The organism is Paenibacillus turpanensis (genome assembly GCF_011421635.1).
In the GTDB taxonomy this organism is placed as follows: Bacteria; Bacillota; Bacilli; order Paenibacillales; family YIM-B00363; genus Paenibacillus_AK; species Paenibacillus_AK turpanensis.
On sequence record NZ_WTLI01000002.1, the window covers coordinates 129,589 to 152,325 of the forward strand.

Below are 22,737 nucleotides of genomic sequence, written 5' to 3' on the forward strand. Positions count from 1 at the left end.
CCTGTTCTTCCTATCCCTAGTAAGATTTTGATGCTGAGGCTTCCGGAACCGGCTGATCTTTTTTTCTTGTTAAATACAAAATCCCTGTCCACATCGTCATGGAAAGAACTGTGTTGGTGATGATTGCGGTGATCGCAGCACCTTTCCAGGCGAGCATTGGTATGAGAAACATATTTAAGCCGATGCTAACTACCGCAGCTCCAATTTGTGCAAGGCTTCGAAACCCTTGATAACCTGCTCCGGTTAATGAATCCGCAGCAAAATAGTGAAACGACTTCAGCAGCGGTACAATGGAAAGCCAACGCACAGCTTCTACCGATGCCTCAAAATCCGCACCCAGTACGAGGGGCATGATCGGGGCAAACAAGAAGATGCATGCTCCACAAATAATGCCGTACCCTGTACTTAATGGTAAAAGCTTGATGGTAAACTGGAAGCTGTTTTTAATTCCCTTTTCACCATGCTGAAAAAATTTGGCGTACGCTGCAAACAAAAGCGAACGAATAGGGGTAAACGTAACATCAATAATACGATTCGCCGCCCCGTAAATTCCGGCTGCCTCCAAACTGGAGAGCTTCGTTAATAACGACTTATCTGTTTCATTGTAAGCGCCCAAAGAGGCGCCCCCCACTGCAAAATAAAGGCCTTCCTTGAGTTCCGGCTTCATGATGGCAAGATGAACACGTGGTTTGCCAAGCTTGGTATGTACCAAAACAACCGAAATCACCGCACTAATGATGGAGCAGAGTAAATAAGCATAGCCCCAATCCATGACCTGCGGTTCTTTCACCATTAACATGATCCCTACAGCTGCAATCATTTTGATCGTGCTGATTTGCACATTCGTAAACGCAGTCCAACTTAGCTTTTGGAAAGCTTGAAATGCTTGTGCCGCGTTTTCATTCACCCGGAGGAAAATGATATCCGCCGCAGCGATCAGCAGCACAAACAAGCTTGATATGTTACCCGGCAATATAATAGAAGAAACAAGCAAAACAAGCGGTATTAGTAGAAGGGAGGACAGCAGCGTAATTACCAAGCTGTTACCCCAGTACACCTCAAACGCCTTAGGATTCCTTGCGACGTTTTTTACCAATAAATTTCCTGTGCCGAGCCCGGAAAATTGCGCTGCGATCATAACAAGGGCGGCCACGCCAACGAAGCTGCCAAAACCATCAGCACCGAGCATTCGTGCCAGAACGACAAAGTAACCGGCTTGGATGAGTATGCGGAACCCAAATCCGATTAGCATCCAGACGGTATTTTTGGCGAGTTCATTTTTGTGAATTCCCTTTATTTTTCCATTCATAGTTATCTCCCGGCGTAAAAGCTAGTGGGTATTGCTTTTAATCATGACGATGAAGGTATTCATAAAGATTTTTAGATCCAATAGAAAAGAAACATGTTGTATATATTGAATGTCATGCTGCAAGTTTTCGTGGATCGGCGCCTTACGGTCGGGACTAATTTGCCACAGCCCGGTTATTCCCGGCGTAACGAGAAAGCGTACCTTCTCCTTATCCGTATACTGCTCCTCTACAATCCTTTTTTGCTCCGGTCTTGGACCAATGAAACTCATTTCCCCCCGTAAAATATTGAGTAGCTGCGGGATTTCATCCAAGCTTGTTTTCCGCAATATTTTCCCAAGACGTGTGATCCTCGCATCGTTTCCGCTGACGGGCGAACGTCCCTGAGTAGGGACACTTGAATACATCGTTCGGAACTTGTAAATATGAAAAACTGTACCGTTTTTCCCGTAACGCGGTTGTTTAAAAATAATTGGCCCCTTGGAGTCCAATTTGATTAAAAGGGCAATCAGGAGAGCTGCTGGGAGCAGCAAAACAGAAAATAACAGCGCGAATGTAAAGTCCAATAACGGCTTCACGAATTGTACGTATGCACCTCTTGGCTTTTGCAGCTCTGCGGCAGGATCGATAAGCCTGTATAAAGAAGCAGCGGTTGATAAACCAACCGCTGCTTCTGCCAAACCAAGAGAATCATCCGCATCACTGGACCCTCTATTGTTATGCTTTTTGGATTCCCTCGTCGTTTCCAACATGTAATCCGACCCCTTACCCAATCACTTTCTGCATAGTCTCTCTGCTAATGATTTCCTCAAGAGCCTTTAGGAGTGGAAGACGTAATTCACCATTTTGAATTGCAAAATCAAGGGTAGTTAAAATAAAACCTAGTTTTTCACCAACATCATACCGTGTGCCTTCAAAATGATATGCGTACACATTTTGGAACTCATTCAATTTTTGGATAGCATCCGTCAATTGGATTTCCCCACCTGCACCTTGCTCCTGTAAAGCAAGGAAATCAAAAATTTCAGGTGTTAATACGTAACGGCCCATAATAGCTAGATTTGACGGTGCAGTGCCGATTGGTGGTTTTTCCACAAATTTCTCAACCTGATATAAACGACCGTCTTTACCGATTGGATCAATAATGCCGTAACGGTTCGTTTCATTGTCTGCAACCGGCTGCACACCGATGACAGAGCTTGCTGTCGCTTCGTATTGGTTAATAAGCTGCTTTAAGCAAGGAGTTTCCGCAGAAACAATGTCGTCACCGAGCAAAACTGCAAAAGGCTCATCACCGATAAAACGTCTAGCACACCAAACTGCATGGCCAAGTCCTTTCGGTTCCTTTTGGCGAATATAATGAATGTCTACTTTGGACGAACGCTGTACTTCTTCAAGCAGCTTTAATTTTCCTTTTTCAACAAGATTCGTTTCGAGTTCGAATGCATGGTCAAAGTGATCCTCAATTGCCCGCTTCCCTTTTCCTGTTACGATAATAATATCCTCGATTCCTGACTCCACAGCCTCTTCGACAATATACTGAATCGTTGGCTTGTCAATGATCGGCAGCATTTCCTTCGGCATTGCTTTGGTGGCCGGTAAGAATCTCGTTCCCAAACCTGCAGCGGGGATAATTGCTTTTCTAACTTTTTTCATCTCTCATTTCCTCCCGACAATTTATCTATTTCTTGTGTTTTTCACAAGATAAAAAGCCCAGCTCTCTTGTCTTAACCAGGTGTAAAACAACACAACTCGAATTTTTATCTAAGTAAAAAATAGATGGGCATCTAACCCGCCCTCACGTCACACCCTTGACGATAAACGTCTAAGGCTCGAAACCCACAGCATGACCGAGTGCCTACAGTGATAAAGGTACAGTAGACATTACCTATAGGAATTGATTTTTACATAGCTTTTTCCTATTAATTAGTTGGGTTAATGACTTGTGAATATGCCGCTCTCCCGTGATTTAGGAGAGCGCTCCTGCTTCTTTGCTTCCATTTGCAAAATGGTACGAATCATATAGAGATTTAACTTTCACATGATTTAGCACAGTACCGATGACATTTGCCTTGACATGATCCAAACATGCCTTAGCCTTAACCAGCTTTTGCTTCTTTACAACACCGCTTTGGGCTACCAGGATTACTCCATTTACCTTGGCAGCAACAATTTGCGCGTCGCTTACCGCTAATACAGGCGCACCATCAATGATTACCATATCAAAGCTTTCTTCGAGATCAGCGATCAATTCCGTCATCGCTTGGGAAGCGAGCATTTCGGATGGATTTGGCGGGATCGGTCCCGATGTAATTAAACTCAAGTTCTCAAACGGCGTTTCTTGAAGCAATTCAGCAACGGTATTTTGTCCGGCAATAATATTGCTCAAGCCTCCACGGTTATGCTTGTTAAAAATTTCGTGGATGACAGGCTTGCGCAAATCCGCGTCAACCAAGACAACTCTTTTTCCACTTTGAGCAAATGCTATTGCTACATTTACCGCAGTCGTTGTCTTCCCTTCCCTCGGTTGTGAGGATGTAATCAATATCGATTTATTCTTCTTCTCAAAGCCTGCGAATTCGACATTTGTACGTAGTAACCGATACGCCTCAGAAATGAAAGATTGCGGGTTGCTGCTCATGACAATGGGCCACTCACTGGTTTGCCGTCGCATAAGGTGCCTCCTTCAGGTTCTTACTTAATGGATTGTTTCTGCGAGATTGTAAGTCTTTTGAGCTGATCGTTGCGATCGAAGCCAGTGTAGGCGTTTGAATGAGACGATTGATATCCTCATCCGTTTTAACAGTGTCATCCAAGTATTCGAGCAGAAGAGATAGACCAACAGCAAGCATCAGTGCTACAACTGCGCTTAGAACAATGTTTTGAATGGGGTTAGCGGTTGTTGTCGGAGGGTTTGCCAGCATCTTGGCTTCATTTAAAATTTGAACATTGTCTACTTTGATAATGCTTGGAACGGCTTCTTTGAACACCTGCGCTACGGCGTTAACGATGTTCATCGCTCTTTCGTAGGAGTAATCAACAACCGAGATGTTCATCACCATCGTCTCCGGAACCGATCCGACCTTGACCATCGCAATCAATTGATTTGGCGTAAGATTTAACTGGGGATACTTCTGAACAACCTGATCCATGATTGCAGCTGACTTAATAATTTCTTTGTATGTATTAATAACTAAAATGTTGGCGTTCATTTCATTGTAATTAAGCGTTTGTCCCGCGACTTGCGGCTTTTCCGAGTTATTTACTATCAATTTAGCCGATGCCTGATACATTGGTTTAACAAAGAAGTAACTAAAGATTGTAGTAAACAAACTTACAACAATTACACACACCACGATCAGCCATATTCGTTTCCGGATGATCTTGAAAATATCTTTCAATTCAACAGTATCCATAATGTCCCTCCACGATAATTTTCTTTCTCTTCTTCTTTATTATTTTGACCTGTTAATCCTATGGAATCTTCGATATCCTCTCTTTATGTGTCCATTCCACTCCTCCTTTAATGTTCAAAACCCCTATCAAATAATTTATTTTCAAAAATAGTCTGAATGAACTATAATAGATTTCGAATTATGTATTACAATGCTTTGAGGGGCAATAAATTGTATTTGCGTAGTAACTTTGTTGCGCTTTCTTGCGTAAAATCTCATTATTTGTCGGTTTATTTCTATTTTCTAGAGAATAATGCAAGGAAGGGTTTATGTTTTGTTTCATCCGGCTAAGATGAGTGGTAGCAGCAGTTTCTACTGGAGCAAAAGCAAATATAATCTCGGTAGTATACTTATCCGGGCTCTTATTCAATAAAGTCTCTCCTCGCGTTCTATCTAATATCCTTGATACGATTTGTATCAATTTCTTATATACTTAATTTATGATACAAAACGTAACATTGTCAAGCATTTAATCTTAATATTTGTCGTTTTTTCTCAATGTTTTTCAATATTTTTCAATATTTTTCATAAAAATATAGATTTTCTGCTCGTATTATCGCTAGGAGGTACCCATGAAAACCTGTGGAGAAAGAATCTCCGAACTGCGTGAAGCTCAATCCTTGACCCAAGAAGAGCTTGCAAAACAACTTAATATATCCAGAGCATCCCTCTCTCACTACGAGAAAAACCGGAGAGAACCGGATTACGAGACTCTAGATAAGATTGCAAACTATTTCAAAGTATCGGTCGACTACTTAATTGGACGCACAGATGAATCCAATTCAAGCGTGCAATCAAACGTCAAGCTTTTTGAGGAAAGTTTGGAATTATCGGATGAAAGTATATTAGAACGCTTTGCTCTGAAGGTTGATGGAAGAGAACTTACTGCAGAAGAAGCGAAACGCTTCATCGCTTTTGTAAGAGCGGAACGCGCAATGAAGTAAACTTAAATGAACAAACTTACTGGGAAGCTGCTTATCCAAGCAGCTTTTTAATTTACAATGATGCCCAACACATCGGCTCCACCCCCCCCTTTTTCCACGCGCTGCTGATCGGAAACCTCAAGAACAATGGTGTGGGGTCCATCCTCAAATTTGTGGGGGAACCAATAATTTTGAACACGTTCAGGCCCATAACAGTCGATCGACATGACCTTATTACCGTCAACATAAACGTGGAGTAAGCCCGACTCTAACGAACGGGAAATGATGACGCCTAATGGTCTGCCTTCCGTTTGTAATGTCAGCCTCTCCTTTGTATTACGAGCCATATACAAACGACCTGCCTTGCGGAAACCCGTCGACATCTTGAAATTAGTTTCTAACCTCGGATTTTCCTCTAGTTTTTGCAAGGGCTCTTTCCCCTCGTAAACCACAGTTTTACCTTTCCGAAGCTGTTGCTCAATCACCTGTATAATTGCATTACTATAAAGGTGCTGACCTTCTTCATCAGGGTAAATTTCCGAAGAGTCCGCAGCCTTAGCCACACTTTCAGCCCCTCTGGTATCTACATATGGGACATCGTAATAGTGTGACAGCTTTTTAATTTCTTCTGCGTACTGGTCGTTATACATGTTGTGTTCAATGATTACGTAAATTTCTGGATTCTTCTTCTCTTCCTTTAGAGTACGAATCAACTGCTCGTAGTGCCGGGAAAATTCGGACATTGAGGTGTACTCTTGATCAAAATAACCGAAGCAAACAAATACGAGGTCATATTTTTCTTTAGTTTGGGACATCGCATAATCCACCAAACCGTCAAGGACAGTCGGAGCTCCGGTCGGATTTAAGTCAAAATCCAATGATGCGTTATACAACGTCCGAAGTTTTGCTTGAACATGAGAATACCACGTTTGATCGGAAGAGTTTACACCAAGACCTCCGCCAATGTTGTCGCCAACCACCAAAATTTCTATTTGGGCGGAATTCGCAATTTTCTCGTAAAAGCTCCAGTTTTCCTTTATTTGAAATGAGGCCAATTGCTCTTCTGCTTCCCGAGTTTGATAAGCGGAACCAGCGTATATGAGTCCAGCAAATAGTACCAACGCTGCTGCTGCGGTGCATTTTAGCCAGAAATGCTCCGAACGCTGCTGTGCATATTCCACCGCCTTTTTCCAAATATCCATACTGGATTCCACTCCCTTACTTCTACTCCGTCAATATATGTATCCTTCATGTTATGGGGGTTAGAACCTTTTTTACATGTTTTTCTTCCACATCACACTTGCTGCTGAAGCAATCGTTGAAATGTTCCTTTTTCTTTATGAGCAAGCTGCTGAAAACCGCCGTATTCAACGACTTCTCCATTCTCCAATACAAGCACTTGATCAGCATTACGTATCGTAGAGAGACGGTGAGCGATGACAATAATCGTCATCGTTCCCTTTAGCTGCTCCAGCGCTTGTTGAATCTTGTTTTCATTCTCCGTATCCAAGGCGCTTGTCGCCTCGTCTAGAATGAGCAACGCCGGCGTTCTCAGGATTGCTCTTGCGAGTACAATCCGCTGCCGTTCGCCACCGGATAAACGTATTCCGCGATCCCCGATGATCGTATCCAGTCCTTTAGGGAGAGCTTTGACCACTTCCTCGGCGGAAGAGAAACGGAGTGCGCTCCACATCTCCTGATCCGTAGCTTCAGGCTTAACTAACTGAAGATTTTCTCTTATGGATGTGTGAAACAAAAAAGGATCTTGAGACACATAGCCAATGGAGCTGCGATAAGCAACAATATCATCTTCGGATAACTGCTTGCCATCTACCAATACTTGACCCTCATTAGGCTGAATCAGCCCCATAATGAGATCCACTAATGTACTTTTTCCAGCCCCCGATTTCCCGACAATTGCGGTCATTTGGTTAGCAGGAACGGAAATCGTGATATCTTTAAGGGTATCGTTGGATTCCCCAGGATAACGGTAATAGAGATGCTTACATTCAATTCCCCGTTCTATTTCCATTGGCTTTGCAGTCCGACGCATTACTGCCGCTTCTTCTGCGAGAGAACACTCCTGATTTAAATCTATTAAGGTGTGAAAGGCAGGGATAGATTGCGCCAGCTGCTCGGAACTGGATTGAATGGAGGTAAAGCGCGGCCATAATCGGGCAAAGATAACAACAATAAGCATCAGCTGCTCCGCTTGTACCGTAAACACCTCAAAAGATAAATAAATGAATACGGTAATCATGATCGCAGAAGCGGCTTTATAATAAAATTTGCTTGCTGCCTGCAGCTTTACAAAGCGGACAATGTTGTCGGAGATTTGCATGCATAAGGAGCGGAACCACTCATTATAGGAAGCTTCGAGTGAATTACTTTTAATATCCTTGATCCCGTTCATCTGGTCCGTGATCCCTGCAAAGTAGCTTTGTGTAAGCTCCGAAGTATTTTCTCCAATAGATCTGGCGTTTCGCAAAAACCTGCGTGAGAGTAAAACAAGCGTAAGACCTCCCGCCAGTACAAGCAGGGTAAGGGGAGCTGAGAGCCAAAATGCGAAGCCTACCTGAACTGCGGTGAACACAATTGAAGCTAATATGTTTAAACTAAGGTGCGTACCTTGACTCACTCGCGCGAGCTCAGAGGTCAGAATATGCTGAAAATCGGATTTGCGTTTCCGCAGAAAGAAAGACCACTGCGCTTGTAGAAGAGAACGATAAGTTTCAATACGTAGATGGCGGATAAAGCCCTGCTGAATTTGTATGTTCATTACCGTTTGATTTCGGGACAGCCAAGCCTGACCCAGCATCAATCCTAAATAAAGGATTAAAATTAACGGTAAATTGAATTCAATGGAAGTCCCTTGAAGTGCATTGACAATAGGACCTAGTAGAGGAATACTTGCCTCTAATTTGAACACCCCTATTAGGCTGAGCAAGGGAATAATGAGGAATATACTCATAGTCTCAACAAAGCCGATCAGCATCATGCCTATGATATTAAAGTAGAGTTTCCAGCCTGCAAAGGCATGCAGCTTTTTCAAATAGATGAGAATAGCGGACATTTGCGAGCTCCTCTAGTTAAGATAGTTGTCTTTTCCTCTGCCGTAGCAGCCAAAGCACAGGCCGTAAAGGGAGATATAGGAAATACAATGCTCTTGGAAGCGGCAGTAATCTAGCATCATTAGAGCTAGGCTGCAATTTACTCTTCATTAAAAGCCATTTTTCTTTCCACGTCATCATTGACGACAAGTAGTTCTGAAATGGTTTTTCCAAATTCGCGGGAGGCTGTGGATGCATTTCGATCCTTGATTCAAAAAAAACAGCGGCATCAAACGCTAACCGGTAGGCGCGCTTCGACTTCATGAGCAAGAAAAGCTCCTGAGGAATCGGCGTATGGAACAATGCGGAAAGAAGCTGCAATGTCTGTCCCCCTACCAAATGGCAGTGGTACTTGTCGAACGTTCCAACGGCTTGCTCCCAATTCCCTTCTTTCCGTAACAAACGATCAATATCGGTTAACCAGCGCAGACGAAACCAACCATGCCTTGCGCCATGAAGGGATAAGTACATAAACAAATGATTCGATCCAAGAAAATGAATCGGTGCGCCCGAAATTTCCGAGGTGCGCCGGTGTATCCATAGCTCCTCAAACGAAGGCTCACGCCAAAGATAACGATTCGTTCTCCAATGGAGCTCTACTTGAATTCTCTTTACCGGATGAGTGTAAGTAAGATGATATTGAGTGGTTTTCCAGTCATCCAATATGCGCGGAGTGTCGTGGTCCTCAACATATCCGCGTTCTAAGAGCAGCTTCTCCGCGTTTTCTACTTCCTCAAGAGGTACAAGCACATCGACGTCCTTCGAAGTTCGCAGCGTGATATCCCCATACAAATACTCCGCTAAAATCGGTCCTTTTAAGGTCAACATACGAATGTGATGAGTATCAAATAATACCGAAAGGTCGTGCAGCTCTCTCGTCAAATTCATCATCATAAACATATTGCTAGTGCTTTCCATATAAAGCTTTTGCATTACGTCGGACGGAACGTCTTGCGGTTGCCGTTTCTTGAGAACATGATACACGTAAGGATACACACGGTGATGGATAACCAGCTCCGTGAAAAGAGCCCAGTCGAATTTTTCATCATGGATCTCATCCATCTTGATTTCTGCATCATTACTGGATGACATAATCCGAAGCATCACCTGCATTTCCATAGAGAACCGATCATTATCGAAAATTAGACGCTTTTCCACCATCTCACCTCCTGCTTACGATATTTTTTTACCAAACACACCAACAACAGCGTATCGGTGCATTTCCTCTTGGCCGCTGATGTAGGAAGTACCGCTTCTCAGCCATGCATGGGCGACCATTTTCCCCTTCTCGTCTCTACCTGTTCCCAAGTAAAGCGTGCTTTCGATCCTTCGTCTTTCCAGCATCTTCATGCCGGCAATCGCCTTCACCAGACATCTGCTTTCCCACCAGGTGTACCGGCTCATAAGGTGAATGGCACTGGAGATGTTATGAACGAGCACCTGTTTTCCGTTGTGAAGAGGTTCCTTTGGAGTTTCATACATATACACCCCTAATGATGGCGATACCTTGGAAAAGGGAAGCAACTTTAAGAACCGAGCCCATGCTAAAAAACAAAAGGCTTCCAATAAGAGCATCTGATTGCTGCGCCGTAAAGAAAGGAACTTTTTGATTTTCCTCCACAAGATGACCCAATCCCCGTTCTACGCAATTTGAATAAGCTGCTCACCCTGCAAATGCTCAAGAAAGGCAAGCACCTGAGCTTCACAATCCGATCGCTCAACCTCATATTCGTCAACCAGGCTGTCAACTACGGCGGCTACTTGAACCGGAGCAGCAATAAGCTCCCAAATTCTCCCGCCAACTTTGCCTAAATTGTAATATTTTCCGCTCTGAATGCTCAGCATTACCTTTTCCCCGTCCATATCACTTACCAGATTACCTGGCGATTGAGAAACGGTTTGTTCCATTTGGATCCGTGTTGTATCCATTTTCTTTCACCCCATTGTTTCGAATACAGTCTACAATTTCGTTTACCATTTCACGCACTGAAAATCCATCTGCAGGACGCTGCAGCTGATATACCGGGACGGTTCCTGCCACTGCTGCTGTAGCTTCAAAATGCCATTGTTCCGTTTTCAACTCTGGTATTAGAAAGGCGCGGAAGGTATGACGAAGCAATAAAGGAAGACTTTCCAGTTTAGAAAGAGAACGAATATGGACCGCTTCTCCACCCGGCACTACCAGCTCAAAAATGCCGCCAAGCTGAATCGGTTCGGTTGAAAATGCTGCACGAACCGGGACAGCGAATTTCGTGCGCTCATAGGCTAACGGGCGGTACTCCGCTGACTGCATGCCAAGATGATCTATGCTTTGCTGCCAAAGCTTCTGCTGTGGATAGGATGGCATGACGTAGGGGGGCGTATTGTTCTCTTGATTTGTAACTGCAATGATATCATCGCTTATGAGAGAATAGCCGCTGCTGGCAAAGGCTGCGGCAAGAGTAGACTTCCCCGCCCCCGAGTGGCCGACGAAAGCGTACGCCTTTCCTTCAATCACAACTGCGCTGCCATGTAAAGGCAATGTCTTCCTTTGAAGCAGAAGCGCCCCCATACACGTACCCAGTAAGTAAAGCCTTACCTCAGCTTCATCCCCGCCTTGAATCGGACATACTTCAATAAGAGAACCCTTTACAACGCGATAGATTGCGGTTTGCGGAATGTGAAACCATAGTGTGTCTTCACGAACAGCATAGTAGCTGTCTATTACCTGCAATTCATTCCATTGCTCAAACAAATCCGCATATTGAATAATCAAGTCAACCGACAAGCAGTCCTCTTCACTCTCCACAAATTCCGGCAGCTCGAACTCACTTTGAACCTTCATCCCAAAAGCGGTATACATTCGATAATCGACTATAGTGCTCACGTTATGGTTCCCACCCTCTAGCTCTAAAAAGCTTTTCTTTTTAAAGGGGGGCCCTTATCGGTATGCACCGGATAAGGGCCGAAATCATAAAACTAAGTAGAGAAAATTACGCAAAATCCTAGGAAACTGGTACTGGGCGGTCAGTCGGCTCATCGCCAATGTCCAAGTCGCTTACGGAAACGAAATCGATGTAGGACGTTCCTTTTCCTGCCATTGTTTGGCTCATAACCAGAGTTTCAACTACTGGTGCTTGCCATTCTTTTTTAGCACGGTTCTCCATTCTCTCTCACCTCCTTATTTAATATCCATCCATTTTCAAAGAATGATTTTTTGTAAAAAACGATACATGATAACGCTGCGCATGAGCAGCCGGATCTCCGGGTGAAACGCTTGATCCGGTCGCGGCACGTCACCTGCGTATGCCATCGCCGAACGAATCCGCTGAACATCCATCAGCTCACTTGCGATCGAATCTCGGCATAGACGGTTTAATTCCGCCATAAATTCAGGCCAGTCAGGCAGCATTCGATGCACCCAATCTGCACCTTGAACGCCGCGAATTCGCTGATTAAGCCGAACACTATCCGGCAAATATTGCTTCGTAGCTCTTCGGATCAAGGAGCGGTCATACCCTCCCTGAACATACTGCTCAACGGGAACAGACAAGCAGAAGCGAACGACCTTTGGATCGAAGGTCGGATCACGTTCAAGTACACCGTAACGCAGTGACAGCTTCGTCGCCTTTGTCCCCCCCAAATTAGCTATCGCCAGGTTTTGGAATCGGCGAAGCCTTGAAATGGATGCACTACTGGACGAATCCATAGGATTAAACGGATGTGCACGAAGCCGCTCCATCACTTTGGTCCTCCGCGCAAATGCGGGGTTGATCATGACCGGCATATCTGCGATTTTCTTCTGGGCCGGCGCATGAGCTGCAAATGCCGGCATCGCTTGTTTGCTAATGATAGACAGCAATCTCGACCTGCGAATCCCCCTGTACCTGCTATAGAGCTGCAGCTCCTTCGCCAAGCGAAACCACTGCAGTTTCTTCAACAGCTGCGAGTAATAATCGATAACCGGTCCCCAGGATACCGTATGGTTTCCCTGGGCCCCCGTTAATAACACGCCGATTCCGTCCTGCTGCGCTTTTTCAAAAATCCCTTTAATCCAAAAGGAGTTTTCAAAAAATTTGTAGGGCATTTCCAAAATATCAAGCCATTCGTCAATCTCCGAAAAAGGATGCTTATCCCGAAAGTCCAAATAATGGTCATGAATGCCGCCGACATGCTGAACGATTTCCTTTATGTATGGCGTTTCGTTCGCAAGCCTGGAACGCGGGGTCCAATCGGCGAAATCATTTGCCGGAACATAGCTGTATGTATAGAGCGGCTTTCCTTGTTTCTTCAGTTCCTCTGCCGCAAAGCTTGTCACTGCCCCTGAATCGAGACCGCCACTGAGCGTCGTTCCTACTTTTTTGATGGTGCGCGCTCTGCATCGCACGGCCTGACCGAAGACCTCACGAAAAGCTTCCTCATATTCTTCATTCGAAGATAGATGAAGGGGCTCGATCTGCTCAATAGCATCATATTGGCGGCACACAAACCTTCCATCCACCACCGTGAAGCAATGGGCGGGCGGGATCTGCTGAATGTTTTTGTAGACCGTTGCGGATGCATCCGTACATTCCATCATTACCGGAATAGCCAGGTATTCGGCCAGCCATTGCTCATTCATGACAACAGTTTCCCCGGTCAGCTTCAGTAAGGGTTGCATTACTGAACAAAATGAAAAGCTCTTCGGATTTTGCACATAGTACAGCGTTCGGTTCCCAAAAAAATCCCGTGCACCAAACAGTTTTCTTTGCCTGGAATCCCAAATTACAAACGCGAAATCACCGTGTAAATATGTCGGCAGCGCCTCTCCCCACCGATCAAAGGCTAGAAGTATCAGCTCCGCATCGCCCATTTGACTTCTTAAAGCTGAATCGACATCCAGCAGGCGAAATAATTCCTCACGGTTATCAAGCACGACGTCCGCGGCAATAATTCTTCCCGTGGCCGAATCCTCAAATGGAATCGGTTCATGCATGGATTCCGGAGTAAGCCACAGTGATCTGCAGCCTAAAAATAACGAGCCTCTGTTCAGCATTCGAGTTTCATCTGCAGTATATTGGCGCATAGCCTCCATTACATTTCGACAGACATCCGGTTCAATGACCTCACCCGTATGCTGTACAATCCCTACAATGGCGCTCATGTCCGCCTCCCGCTAGGCACCAGATAGGTGGAGGCCCATTTCGCCATCTGTTTTCCGAATGGAACGATAGCTTTCATTCGGTTCACCTTTCCTCGTAATGCGGATAACTCTTTACGGTAACGCTCCCGCTCTATGTAACATTTGTCAAAGCGACGTTCTAACGTCCGAAGCTTTATTTGCAGCTGCAGCAGCTCTGGGTTTACCTGCTGAATAGGCTCCTGCCCCGCGGACAGCTCCGGTTGCGGAACAACAGTGTTCCCTATAGGTTCCGAACTCAAGCGATAGTTCGGAATCCAATTACATCCCGAGGCCTCCATCAACTGCGCCGCACGCATCGATAGCAGCTCCTCATTCGGCTGTTTTGTAAAGGTTACACCCGTATAGCGCTCAGCCTCCTCCAGCTGATCCCCATAGCCTAGATCATAGAAAACCTGGGCACCAATTGCGCTGCAATACATTTCTACTTCCTCTTTATCCAAGACGTCTTTCCAATTGTTGATCGATTGAAGATGCGGTGCGTCATGCTTTCCAACATAAGGATCACCAACCCCCATACTGAAAAATAATTCACTTTTCGCGCTGTCCATAAATTGTCCATACTGTTCAATGCCCTTCTCGTATGGAAGCCCCAAAAATTCGCAGAGCCGCAACATTTCTTGTTCCGGGTCAGCAGCCAGCCTTTCATACTGCAGACGATAAGCCTGCTCATGAGAGGCTGAAAAATACTGAATATAACGAAACAGTCCAACGGTTATATCCGCCATCTTTATATTAAACTGCGAGTCTAGCAGTTTTTGTTTTAGATCAAACGTCTCTCCAGTGTGCCGATTGACCTTCTTATAAGAAGCGACAATATCCAACGGGTTCCGCACTAACCATATTCGTTTGGACTTTGGAAAAAGTCGGTCTAAGAATTCTAGCAAATAGTAGTAGCGCGGAGACTTATCTACTACCAGTTGTGCACCTTGGCTGCTTTGCAGCAAACCATTATAAACTTGAAGCGAAAAAGCCCTACAGGCTTGTTCATAAATTTCGCTGGTCATTACACCATTAAAAAACTGTTTAATAATTCCGGTTCCGCCATACGGCCTGTAGGATGGATGCTGCAGATCGTATAAACTCATCAGAAACCACATTTCCTGAGTGGCAAAAACCTTAGTGTGATTTTGCAGCATTACGGTAGCAAGTGAGCTCCCGCTGCGGGGGACGCATAGTAAAAAGACTAAATTTTCTCCATTGTTCTCAACCATCGCGTCTCCCCTCCATTTCCGAAGAATCTTTATCTCAACCACTGATACGTATTGTATCATAAACTTTTTTTCTTGTAACCGAAAATTTTTGTTGACTTTTTCACATTCGACATGATTTTTTTGGAAGTAATTTGAAAAGTAGCATTTTCATCTCTTGACAGATCCTTTTTCTTGTATTTTCAGTATCGAAAAATAGGATATTTGGAGGAATGCATAGAAGAATCTCATATACGAAAACGAAAAATCCACAAAAACCAAGTTACAAACCGTATCAAAAATAAGGACTTTTGAAGTATTGTTTTTGTATCATTGAAGAAGAAAGAGCCTAAAGCTTTTGCTTTAGGCTCCCTGGACAGTAAGAGTAACAATATATTTACTTAGAAGCATCGTTTTCATTTATATATTTGGAAAGCTGCGTTCAATAATCACTCGATGAGGCGGCAAAATATTACGGGGTAAGCTATCTAATGGGGAAAAAGGATAACGCGAGACTTTCCTCGTCCATTTGAATGGAACCATCATATTCTTTGCACTGGTAAATTGCAGTTAAAGAATACACCTCATCACCATTAGGATACAGGATGTAGTTTTCTTTCCCCCCGAATAAATCGACAAGTTCGAGCTTGCGAACAGCAAGCCCCGTCTCTTCCCTCACTTCACGCTTCGCCGCTTCGTCCGGCTTCTCTCCGATTTCCATATAACCGGCTGGAAGACCCCAATCCCTCGTGTCTGCACGGTGCTGCATAAGCAGCTGCCCCTCTTCATTCAAGATTAGGACGGCCACACCCGCCAGAAGCAGCGGCCTGCTACCAACCAATGCCCTTATTTCCTTAACATAATCCAAAACAGCCCACCTCCTTAACCTATAATGTCTTCAGCTACTGAACCGTCTAGCTGCAGAGTGAACAGGGCTGCAGCTTGAGTTAATCCTGAACCAAAGCCATAAAGCAGCACGGTTTGGCCGTTTCGCACCCTTCCCTGCCGGATTCCAAGATCGAGTGCCAATGGTATGGAAGCTGCGGAAGTGTTTCCGTAATACTCTAGACTGTACAGCACCTTTTCCATAGATAAGCCGAGTTTCTCTGCGATTGGTTCAATCATTCGTAAGTTTGCACTGTGCGGAACAAACCAGTCCACTGCATCCATTGACATTTCCGCATTCGTCAGGAGGCGGCGAACTCCTTCAGGTACATTACGAACCGCCCACCGAAATACCTCCCTCCCATTTTGCACAATTTTTTGCGTGCCTACAAGCGGTACACCGTTCACCTCATTTCTAAGCCCCGTACGATAAACATGCTGTGCGCCGCCGCCATCGCTGGAATAAGAAGATGCGAGCACTCCCAGGCTGGAATCATCACTCTCCACCATAACGGCCCCTGCTCCGTCACCGAATAAAATACATGTTGTTCGATCCGTATAATCCGTTGCTTTTGATAAGGCATCTGCACCTACAACAAGGATCTTCCGATGAACGCCTGATGCTACAAGAGCGCTCGCAGTATTGACTGCATATACAAAGCCTGCACAAGCCGCACTTAGGTCGATGCATCCGGCGTCTGATGATATTCCTAGTTGGTGCTGGAGCAGACAAGCAACACTGGGAAAAGAAAAATCTGGAGTACCTGTGGCGACGATTACCATATCCACATCATCCATTTTTTTATCATAGCGGCGCATCAGATCCTTAACGGCAGCTGCACAAAGATCGCTGGTGAATTCATCAGGCCTTGAAACACGCCGCTCCCGAATTCCCGTACGCTGCACGATCCACTCGTCACTAGTGTCAACCATCTGCTCTAGGTCATAATTGGTTATTCTTTTTTCCGGAACATAGGTGCCAATAGCCGTTATTCTTGATCCTTTCATAACACACCTCCGATTAGCATTAAGTATTAGTATCTGGTACTAATTTATTACAAAAAAATAGTGAAGTCAATAAATGGTTTGCATTACCGCCCTGTTTTGATACAATATGTAACAAAAAAGAGGAGTGTAAAAAAGTGGAGAAAACCCGTGAAATTTGGATAGATTTCGCGAAAGGTTTAAGCATTATTCTGGTTGTCATGGGACATTCAGGCGACGGGCTGGTTGATCATTACTTAGGATGGTTTCGTATTCCGTTCTTCTTCATTGTGAGTGGATTTTTATTTAAAGCAATTAGTAGGGAAACATTTCCTTCTTGGTCAAAAAAACGTGTGCAGCAGCTCATTGTTCCCTATATCGCCTATGGTATTTCCACAGCATTGATTATCTTTATAGTAAATGGCGCTGACATCATGGGATTCGGAAAAAACCTTATGAAATTAGCATACGGCGGTCAAGTTCTCAAAGGAGAGTTTGGCGTTTACTGGTTCATAACATGCTTACTGATTACCCAAGTATTGTTTGGATTCCTATCTCGTTTCTCACTCAAAACTGAAGTTACAATCATAGCTTTCCTTTATGTGATATCTCATTCTTTTAATTGGACTCAATATCTTATTCCATGGAATGTTGACTCCGTGTTTTTAACCATCATTTATTACGCTATAGGTTACCATTCGAAGGAACTTTTAATTTCTCTTATTAAGAAACCAATGATCGTTATCGCTTCATTCCTTCTTTCAGCCCTCTTTGTTGCATTAGATTATTCTAAGGCATTACCGTTCACACTTGACATTAAATATAATATTCATTCTTACCCTGTCTTAGACATCATCATTCCTCTTTCCTTAGTTTTTGCGATTCTTGTCTGCTGTTACTATATTTCTAAAGTTGTTCCCTTCCGCTTTAACCCGATTGCAAGATTAGGAACAATGACAATAACTATAATGTATCTCCATATTCTTACTAACATTGCGATTAAAAAAATCTTTAATGTCGAATACGGGTTCATTACTTATACAGTACTAGGTGTAACGATTCCCTTATTGGCTCACTTAATCATAAAAAACATACCACTTGCTTCCAAATATTTTATTGGCACTAATAACAAACCTGTTGTCTCACGTGCAAGTTAATCCTATATAATTACTAACATAATAAGAGCGGCATTCTACACATTGTTCGTGTTAGAACTGCCGCTCATTTTGATGCAAACCTAAAAAAACCGCCAGTATTTATTTTCTGCGTCGGAATAGCAGTGCAAGCCCTTTATAAAACCGCTTAATCGCTTCCAATACCCATACCGGAACTTTCCTACCGCGTAAGTAAGGGTATATGAAACGATATCCCCAGAGCAGATGCTCCCAGCGCTGATCATTGCCGGGACGTGCATACTCCGATACATCAATTACTTTTCCTCTACCCTGCTGCAGCAGTACATTTTTCAAATGAATATCTCTAGGGTTTAAGCCTATAGAACGGGTATACCGCCTGGCCTCCTCCACGTCTTGAATCGCTTGCTCCGGCACTTCAATCCCTTCAACAAGACAATCAAAGAGCGTAATTCCTTCCTCATAACTTAGTACAATATAATTACTCCCTTTTCCATACAATGCAGGGAAGTAAGGGGATTTTCCTAATCGAAGATATACACTCTCTTCCGTTTCTTTTTTAACCGTCGCCTGGGAAGAGTACACTTTAAATACAACGTCTGTGAGCTCTCTATGACGGAAGACAGCCGCGTCCGTACCAACCCCCACACACTCGAATCCTGGAGCCGTTCCTTCAATTTTTACCGGCCCATTCCATCGGCTTCCCCTGATTTTTATATGTGATAACGCCAGTGCGGCTCTTTCCCATTCAATTCGTATCATGTTCACCCCCGAGAAACGTGCGGGAACTCCGCTAGTTATTCTGATAGTAAGCCGGTAAAGATGTCAATTTATAAAAAGGAGATCGTTACGCAATAGAGAATATCCTTATATTGTTTATTTAGAGAAACAAATTAGGGGTTGTAGTTATGAAGCTGGATCGATTGTTAGCGATTACCATGCTGCTTTTAAATCGCCGTCGTGTGAGTGCGAAAGAGCTGTCCGATCGTTTCGAGGTATCCCTTCGCACGGTGTACCGCGATGTAGAAGCTATTACGCAAGCCGGAATCCCGGTTGTGTCCTATCCTGGGTCGTGCGGCGGGTACGAAATTATGGAGCAGTATAGGCTTGATCGACAATATCTAAGTTCGGAAGAGCTTCAGTCCATTGTAATCGCACTGAAAGGCGTCGCACCTACTCTGGAGGAAGAGCAAATTGGTACACTGCTGGACAAGGTTGGAGCTCTTCTTTCCCGTACAGAACATAACAAAGGCAGCGAACTTCAACAGCAGCTCTACATTGATATCCATCCTTGGCGTGACGGCAGCCATGAAAAAGAAGTATTAGCAACTCTCAAAAATGCCATTCGCAGCTCCCGATTCGTTCGCTTTTCTTATACGAATTCGGATGGCCGGGGTTCCGACCGCAGCTGTGAGCCGATGGGCATCGTTTTGAAAGGTTATTTATGGTATCTATTCGGCTATTGCTTGCTCCGGAATGAATTTCGCATCTTTCGATTGTCCCGCATTGAAAGGTTGGAGCTGCTTACGGATTCTTTTCAGCGCCGTCCATTTAATATGGATCAATTGCGACTACGTTGGGCTGGCGACCACTCCAAAGATTGTATTCGCCTTACCTTACGCTTTAAGCCGGAGGCTAAATCCAAGGTCTTCGATTATTTTCCTCACGAACACGTATCCGTACAAACGGATGGTTCTTTACTCGTAAAAACCAGTCAACCGGATGAGCCGTGGCTTTATGGAATGCTATTAAGCTACGGAGCGACGGTAAAAGTATTAGAACCCGATTCGGTCGCTCAAACACTGCTACAAAAAATTGATGAAATTATTTCTCTATACAATAAACCCTGACATAAGGCTGTCAGGGTCCAAATGATATGGTAAAAGAGTACTTATCATATTATATGAATAGGAGTAGATGTCATGTTTGTATCGATCGAGCAATTTATTCAGGCTTGGCAAAATGAAAGTAAAGCAACGGAGCGCGTTATGGATCTGCTCAACGACCAAGCCCTCAGTCAAGCAATTACGCCTGAATCCCGAACGCTTGGTCAAATCGCTTGGCATATAGCGACGAGTATTCACGAAATGTTATCTCGTACTGGCCTCGAATTTCCCGCTCCGGAGGGAGAAGAGATGGCGCCGCAATCCGCACAGTTCATTGCTCAAACATACCGGGACTCGTCCAGCGCAATAATCCAGGTGATAAAAAACCAATGGACGGACGAACACTTGGCTCAGTTGTGCGATATGTACGGTGAGCAATGGCCGAACGGATTGACCCTTCACATCCTGATTCAGCATGAAATTCATCATCGTGGTCAGATGACGGTACTTATGCGACAAGCCGGCCTGCGTGTACCTAGCATCTACGGACCAACCCGTGAGGATTGGCTACAACAAGGGATGAGCCCCTTGTTATAGAAATTATGAAGGGCCGCTCTTTTCCTAGAGCGGCTTTTCTTAGATTATCCAGCTGCGTACCGCGTATGCGATTCCGTCTTCATGAAGTGGCTTTGTAACATACTTAGCCCTCTGTTTCAGCTCGTCAACGGCGTTACCCATCGCAACTCCGGTGCCTACAGCAGCGATCATTTCCAAATCATTTATCCCGTCCCCGAACGCTGCTGCCTCCTCAATCGGGATTTCCAAACGATCAAGCAGCCTTTTTAGGCCGACCGCTTTATTCATACCGGAAGGGTTGATATCGACCGCCCACGGACGCCATCGGTGAACGTAATGCTGCGCATCCCCTTCTCCAACGTACCGCTTCTCTTCCTCCGAATTACAAAAAACGATACATTGATATACGTCTGGAACCGGCTCCCCCTTTTTCAAAACCATCGGTTCCATAAATCCGATTTCTTGCTGAGCTCTGCGGAAGCAATCGTGATTTTCCTTATTAATCAGCAGTTGATCAGAGGTGTATAAAACGATTCCATGATCCTGTTCTTCGCCTTCATGGAGCCATGCTGATATTGTTTTTTCAGAAAACGCTTTTCCTTCTAACGTCTTTCCCTTATATCCGATATGACTTCCGTTGCAGGTGACGGCCCAGTCGATTCCCAGCTCTTCACGAAGGGAAGCCATCTCATATTCGCTTCTCCCCGTACATAACGCGAGCGTAACTCCGCTTTCTTTTAGTTCCCTCAACGCCTTACGGGTTGAATCCGGCAAATAGTCCCTTTCACGTAATGTTCCATCCACATCAAATGCCACGAACTTGATCACATACCCACCCCATGCTCTTATTATCTGATTTCTATATTATAAGTGAATGTTCAAAGAATGTCCTCCGAAGGCTGAGTACCAGTTGCTTTGGTTTCAGCCCCCCTATTTGCTATAATTGAGTAAGAGGCTTGAAATCCTGATTAAACTTCGGAATTTATACTAAAAGGAGGATTTAAACGATGAATACGTTTGTGTATTACAATCCGACTCGATTATATTTTGGCAGTGGCTCCCTTGAGCAATTAACTAACCTGGTCCCCCAATACGGAACGAATGTATTAGTCGTTTACGGAGGCGGAAGTATTAAAAAAAATGGAGTATACGACCGCGTCATACAGCAGCTGGCGGGAGTGAATGCCAAAGTACATGAGCTTAGCGGCGTTGAACCGAACCCACGGCTTAGCACAGTGAACAAAGGGATTGATATATGCAAGAAAGAAAATATCGAGCTGATCCTTGCCGTAGGAGGAGGCAGCGTCATTGATTGTACCAAGGCAATCGCGATCGGGGCCAAGTACGAAGGCAACGTGTGGGACATCATTACCCGTAAAGCAACGGGGAACGCCGCCCTGCCATTCGGTACCGTACTTACCCTGGCCGCAACCGGTTCGGAAATGAATTCCGGCTCCGTTATTACAAATTGGGAAACGCAGGAAAAGCTTGGCTGGGGAAGCCCGCTTGTTTTCCCCAAATTTTCGATTCTGGATCCGGAATTTACTTTTTCCGTCCCGAAGGATCAAACCGTTTACGGCATGGTCGACATTATGTCCCACGTCTTGGAACAATACTTTAATCATACCGGCAACACTCCGGTTCAAGACGGCTTCTGCGAAACCATCCTGCGGACTGTGATTGCTGCGGCACCAAAGCTTCTTGACAATCTTCAAAGCTATGAACACCGGGAGACCATTTTATATTCCGGAACAATGGCTCTAAACGGCACGCTTGCGATGGGTGTACGTGGCGATTGGGCAACCCACAACATCGAACATGCAGTAAGTGCGGTTTACGATATCCCTCATGGCGGAGGATTGGCAATCCTGTTTCCAAATTGGATGGGGCATGTCCTTGATGAAGGGGTCACCCGGTTCAAACAATTTGCCGTCAACGTGTTCGACATAGATCCTGCAGGTAAATCGGACCGTGAAACTGCCCTGGAAGGCATTCAAGCCCTTCGTTCATTCTGGTCCTCCATCGGAGCTCCTAGCCGCTTAGCTGACTACGGCATCACGGATGAAAAGCTGGAAATCATGGCCGATAAAACAATGGTCTATGGTCCATTCGGGCACTTCAAGACGCTGCAGCGTGAAGATGTGCTGGAAATTTACCGTAAATCTTTATAAAGTCAACGCAGCTGCAAAC

23 protein-coding genes are annotated in these 22,737 nt (G+C 44.7%); 5 read left to right on the plus strand and 18 right to left on the minus strand.

The genetic code is table 11. The features are described from left to right. Positions 1-16: 16 nt before the first annotated feature. From GQS10_RS02225 to GQS10_RS02245, 5 genes are all read right to left on the minus strand, one after another. Entirely contained in the window at positions 17-1,309 is a 1,293-nt protein-coding gene (locus tag GQS10_RS02225) for an oligosaccharide flippase family protein (protein ID WP_166238564.1), read from the minus strand. 21 nt (positions 1,310-1,330) lie between these two features. Continuing rightward, entirely contained in the window at positions 1,331-2,059 is a 729-nt protein-coding gene (locus GQS10_RS02230) for a sugar transferase (protein WP_166238566.1), read from the minus strand. Between the two features lie 13 nt (positions 2,060-2,072). After that, positions 2,073-2,963 (minus strand): UTP--glucose-1-phosphate uridylyltransferase GalU, encoded by an 891-nt coding sequence (galU, locus tag GQS10_RS02235; protein WP_166238568.1) that lies wholly within the window; start codon positions 2,961-2,963, stop codon positions 2,073-2,075. 313 nt (positions 2,964-3,276) lie between these two features. Next, positions 3,277-3,948 (minus strand): CpsD/CapB family tyrosine-protein kinase, encoded by a 672-nt coding sequence (locus GQS10_RS02240; protein ID WP_243734897.1) that lies wholly within the window; start codon positions 3,946-3,948, stop codon positions 3,277-3,279. 13 nt (positions 3,949-3,961) lie between these two features. Next, a complete protein-coding gene (locus GQS10_RS02245; RefSeq protein WP_166238572.1) occupies positions 3,962-4,723 on the minus strand; it encodes a YveK family protein in 762 nt (253 codons plus the stop codon). A gap of 611 nt (positions 4,724-5,334) precedes the next feature. Here GQS10_RS02245 and GQS10_RS02250 point away from each other — a divergent pair. Then, on the plus strand, positions 5,335-5,706 hold the full coding sequence (locus tag GQS10_RS02250; protein WP_166238574.1) for a helix-turn-helix domain-containing protein: 372 nt from the start codon (positions 5,335-5,337) through the stop codon (positions 5,704-5,706). A 47-nt stretch (positions 5,707-5,753) separates the two neighbouring features. On the opposite strand, the gene GQS10_RS02255 is transcribed toward GQS10_RS02250, so the two are convergent. The 11 genes from GQS10_RS02255 to GQS10_RS02305 all read right to left on the minus strand — a co-directional run bounded on the left by GQS10_RS02255 (position 5,754) and on the right by GQS10_RS02305 (position 17,036). Beyond that, on the minus strand, positions 5,754-6,887 hold the full coding sequence (locus GQS10_RS02255) for an SGNH/GDSL hydrolase family protein (RefSeq protein ID WP_166238576.1): 1,134 nt from the start codon (positions 6,885-6,887) through the stop codon (positions 5,754-5,756). A gap of 92 nt (positions 6,888-6,979) precedes the next feature. Further along, positions 6,980-8,758, minus strand: coding sequence for an ABC transporter ATP-binding protein (locus GQS10_RS02260; RefSeq protein ID WP_166238578.1), 1,779 nt, complete (start codon positions 8,756-8,758; stop codon positions 6,980-6,982). A 16-nt stretch (positions 8,759-8,774) separates the two neighbouring features. Next, positions 8,775-9,953 carry a nucleotidyltransferase family protein gene (locus GQS10_RS02265; protein ID WP_166238580.1) on the minus strand — a complete coding sequence of 393 codons (1,179 nt, stop codon included), beginning with the start codon at positions 9,951-9,953 and terminating at the stop codon, positions 8,775-8,777. Between the two features lie 15 nt (positions 9,954-9,968). Next, the gene (locus GQS10_RS02270; RefSeq protein WP_166238582.1) at positions 9,969-10,370 is read right to left on the minus strand and encodes a lasso peptide biosynthesis B2 protein; all 402 of its coding nucleotides are present in this window, start codon (positions 10,368-10,370) and stop codon (positions 9,969-9,971) included. 66 nt (positions 10,371-10,436) lie between these two features. Next, positions 10,437-10,724: a lasso peptide biosynthesis PqqD family chaperone gene (locus GQS10_RS02275; protein WP_166238584.1), complete on the minus strand. Its 288-nt coding sequence runs from the start codon at positions 10,722-10,724 to the stop codon at positions 10,437-10,439. Next, positions 10,672-11,661: an aldolase gene (locus tag GQS10_RS02280; protein WP_166238586.1), complete on the minus strand. Its 990-nt coding sequence runs from the start codon at positions 11,659-11,661 to the stop codon at positions 10,672-10,674. Before GQS10_RS02280 ends, GQS10_RS02275 begins: the two co-directional genes overlap by 53 nt. Positions 11,662-11,779: 118 nt before the next feature. Continuing rightward, complete coding sequence (locus GQS10_RS02285) at positions 11,780-11,941, minus strand: paeninodin family lasso peptide (RefSeq protein ID WP_166238588.1); 162 nt, start codon at positions 11,939-11,941, stop codon at positions 11,780-11,782. A 35-nt stretch (positions 11,942-11,976) separates the two neighbouring features. Further along, positions 11,977-13,917: an asparagine synthase-related protein gene (locus GQS10_RS02290; protein WP_166238590.1), complete on the minus strand. Its 1,941-nt coding sequence runs from the start codon at positions 13,915-13,917 to the stop codon at positions 11,977-11,979. Next, positions 13,914-15,167 carry a sulfotransferase family protein gene (locus GQS10_RS02295; RefSeq protein WP_166238592.1) on the minus strand — a complete coding sequence of 418 codons (1,254 nt, stop codon included), beginning with the start codon at positions 15,165-15,167 and terminating at the stop codon, positions 13,914-13,916. Before GQS10_RS02295 ends, GQS10_RS02290 begins: the two co-directional genes overlap by 4 nt. A 460-nt stretch (positions 15,168-15,627) precedes the next feature. Next, positions 15,628-16,011, minus strand: a complete 384-nt coding sequence (locus GQS10_RS02300; protein WP_166238593.1) for an NUDIX hydrolase — start codon at positions 16,009-16,011, stop codon at positions 15,628-15,630. 14 nt (positions 16,012-16,025) lie between these two features. Then, on the minus strand, positions 16,026-17,036 hold the full coding sequence (locus GQS10_RS02305) for a ketoacyl-ACP synthase III (RefSeq protein WP_166238595.1): 1,011 nt from the start codon (positions 17,034-17,036) through the stop codon (positions 16,026-16,028). 134 nt (positions 17,037-17,170) lie between these two features. On the opposite strand from GQS10_RS02305, the gene GQS10_RS02310 reads away from it, so the two are divergent. Further along, on the plus strand, positions 17,171-18,169 hold the full coding sequence (locus GQS10_RS02310) for an acyltransferase family protein (protein WP_166238597.1): 999 nt from the start codon (positions 17,171-17,173) through the stop codon (positions 18,167-18,169). A 99-nt stretch (positions 18,170-18,268) separates the two neighbouring features. Here the strand turns inward: GQS10_RS02310 and GQS10_RS02315 are convergent, their stop codons facing one another. Further along, positions 18,269-18,907, minus strand: coding sequence for a serine/threonine protein kinase (locus GQS10_RS02315; protein WP_166238599.1), 639 nt, complete (start codon positions 18,905-18,907; stop codon positions 18,269-18,271). A gap of 146 nt (positions 18,908-19,053) precedes the next feature. Between GQS10_RS02315 and GQS10_RS02320 the strand changes: the two genes are divergently transcribed. Both GQS10_RS02320 and GQS10_RS02325 read left to right on the plus strand, forming a co-directional pair. Further along, on the plus strand, positions 19,054-19,995 hold the full coding sequence (locus tag GQS10_RS02320) for a helix-turn-helix transcriptional regulator (RefSeq protein WP_166238601.1): 942 nt from the start codon (positions 19,054-19,056) through the stop codon (positions 19,993-19,995). Positions 19,996-20,067: 72 nt separating this feature from the next. Beyond that, the gene (locus GQS10_RS02325; RefSeq protein WP_166238603.1) at positions 20,068-20,568 is read left to right on the plus strand and encodes a DinB family protein; all 501 of its coding nucleotides are present in this window, start codon (positions 20,068-20,070) and stop codon (positions 20,566-20,568) included. Positions 20,569-20,607: 39 nt separating this feature from the next. On the opposite strand, the gene GQS10_RS02330 is transcribed toward GQS10_RS02325, so the two are convergent. Next, the gene (locus GQS10_RS02330) at positions 20,608-21,375 is read right to left on the minus strand and encodes a Cof-type HAD-IIB family hydrolase (protein ID WP_166238605.1); all 768 of its coding nucleotides are present in this window, start codon (positions 21,373-21,375) and stop codon (positions 20,608-20,610) included. Positions 21,376-21,554: 179 nt separating this feature from the next. Here GQS10_RS02330 and GQS10_RS02335 point away from each other — a divergent pair, with 179 nt between their 5' ends. Then, complete coding sequence (locus GQS10_RS02335; RefSeq protein WP_166238607.1) at positions 21,555-22,718, plus strand: iron-containing alcohol dehydrogenase; 1,164 nt, start codon at positions 21,555-21,557, stop codon at positions 22,716-22,718. The last annotated feature ends 19 nt before the right edge of the window (positions 22,719-22,737 follow it).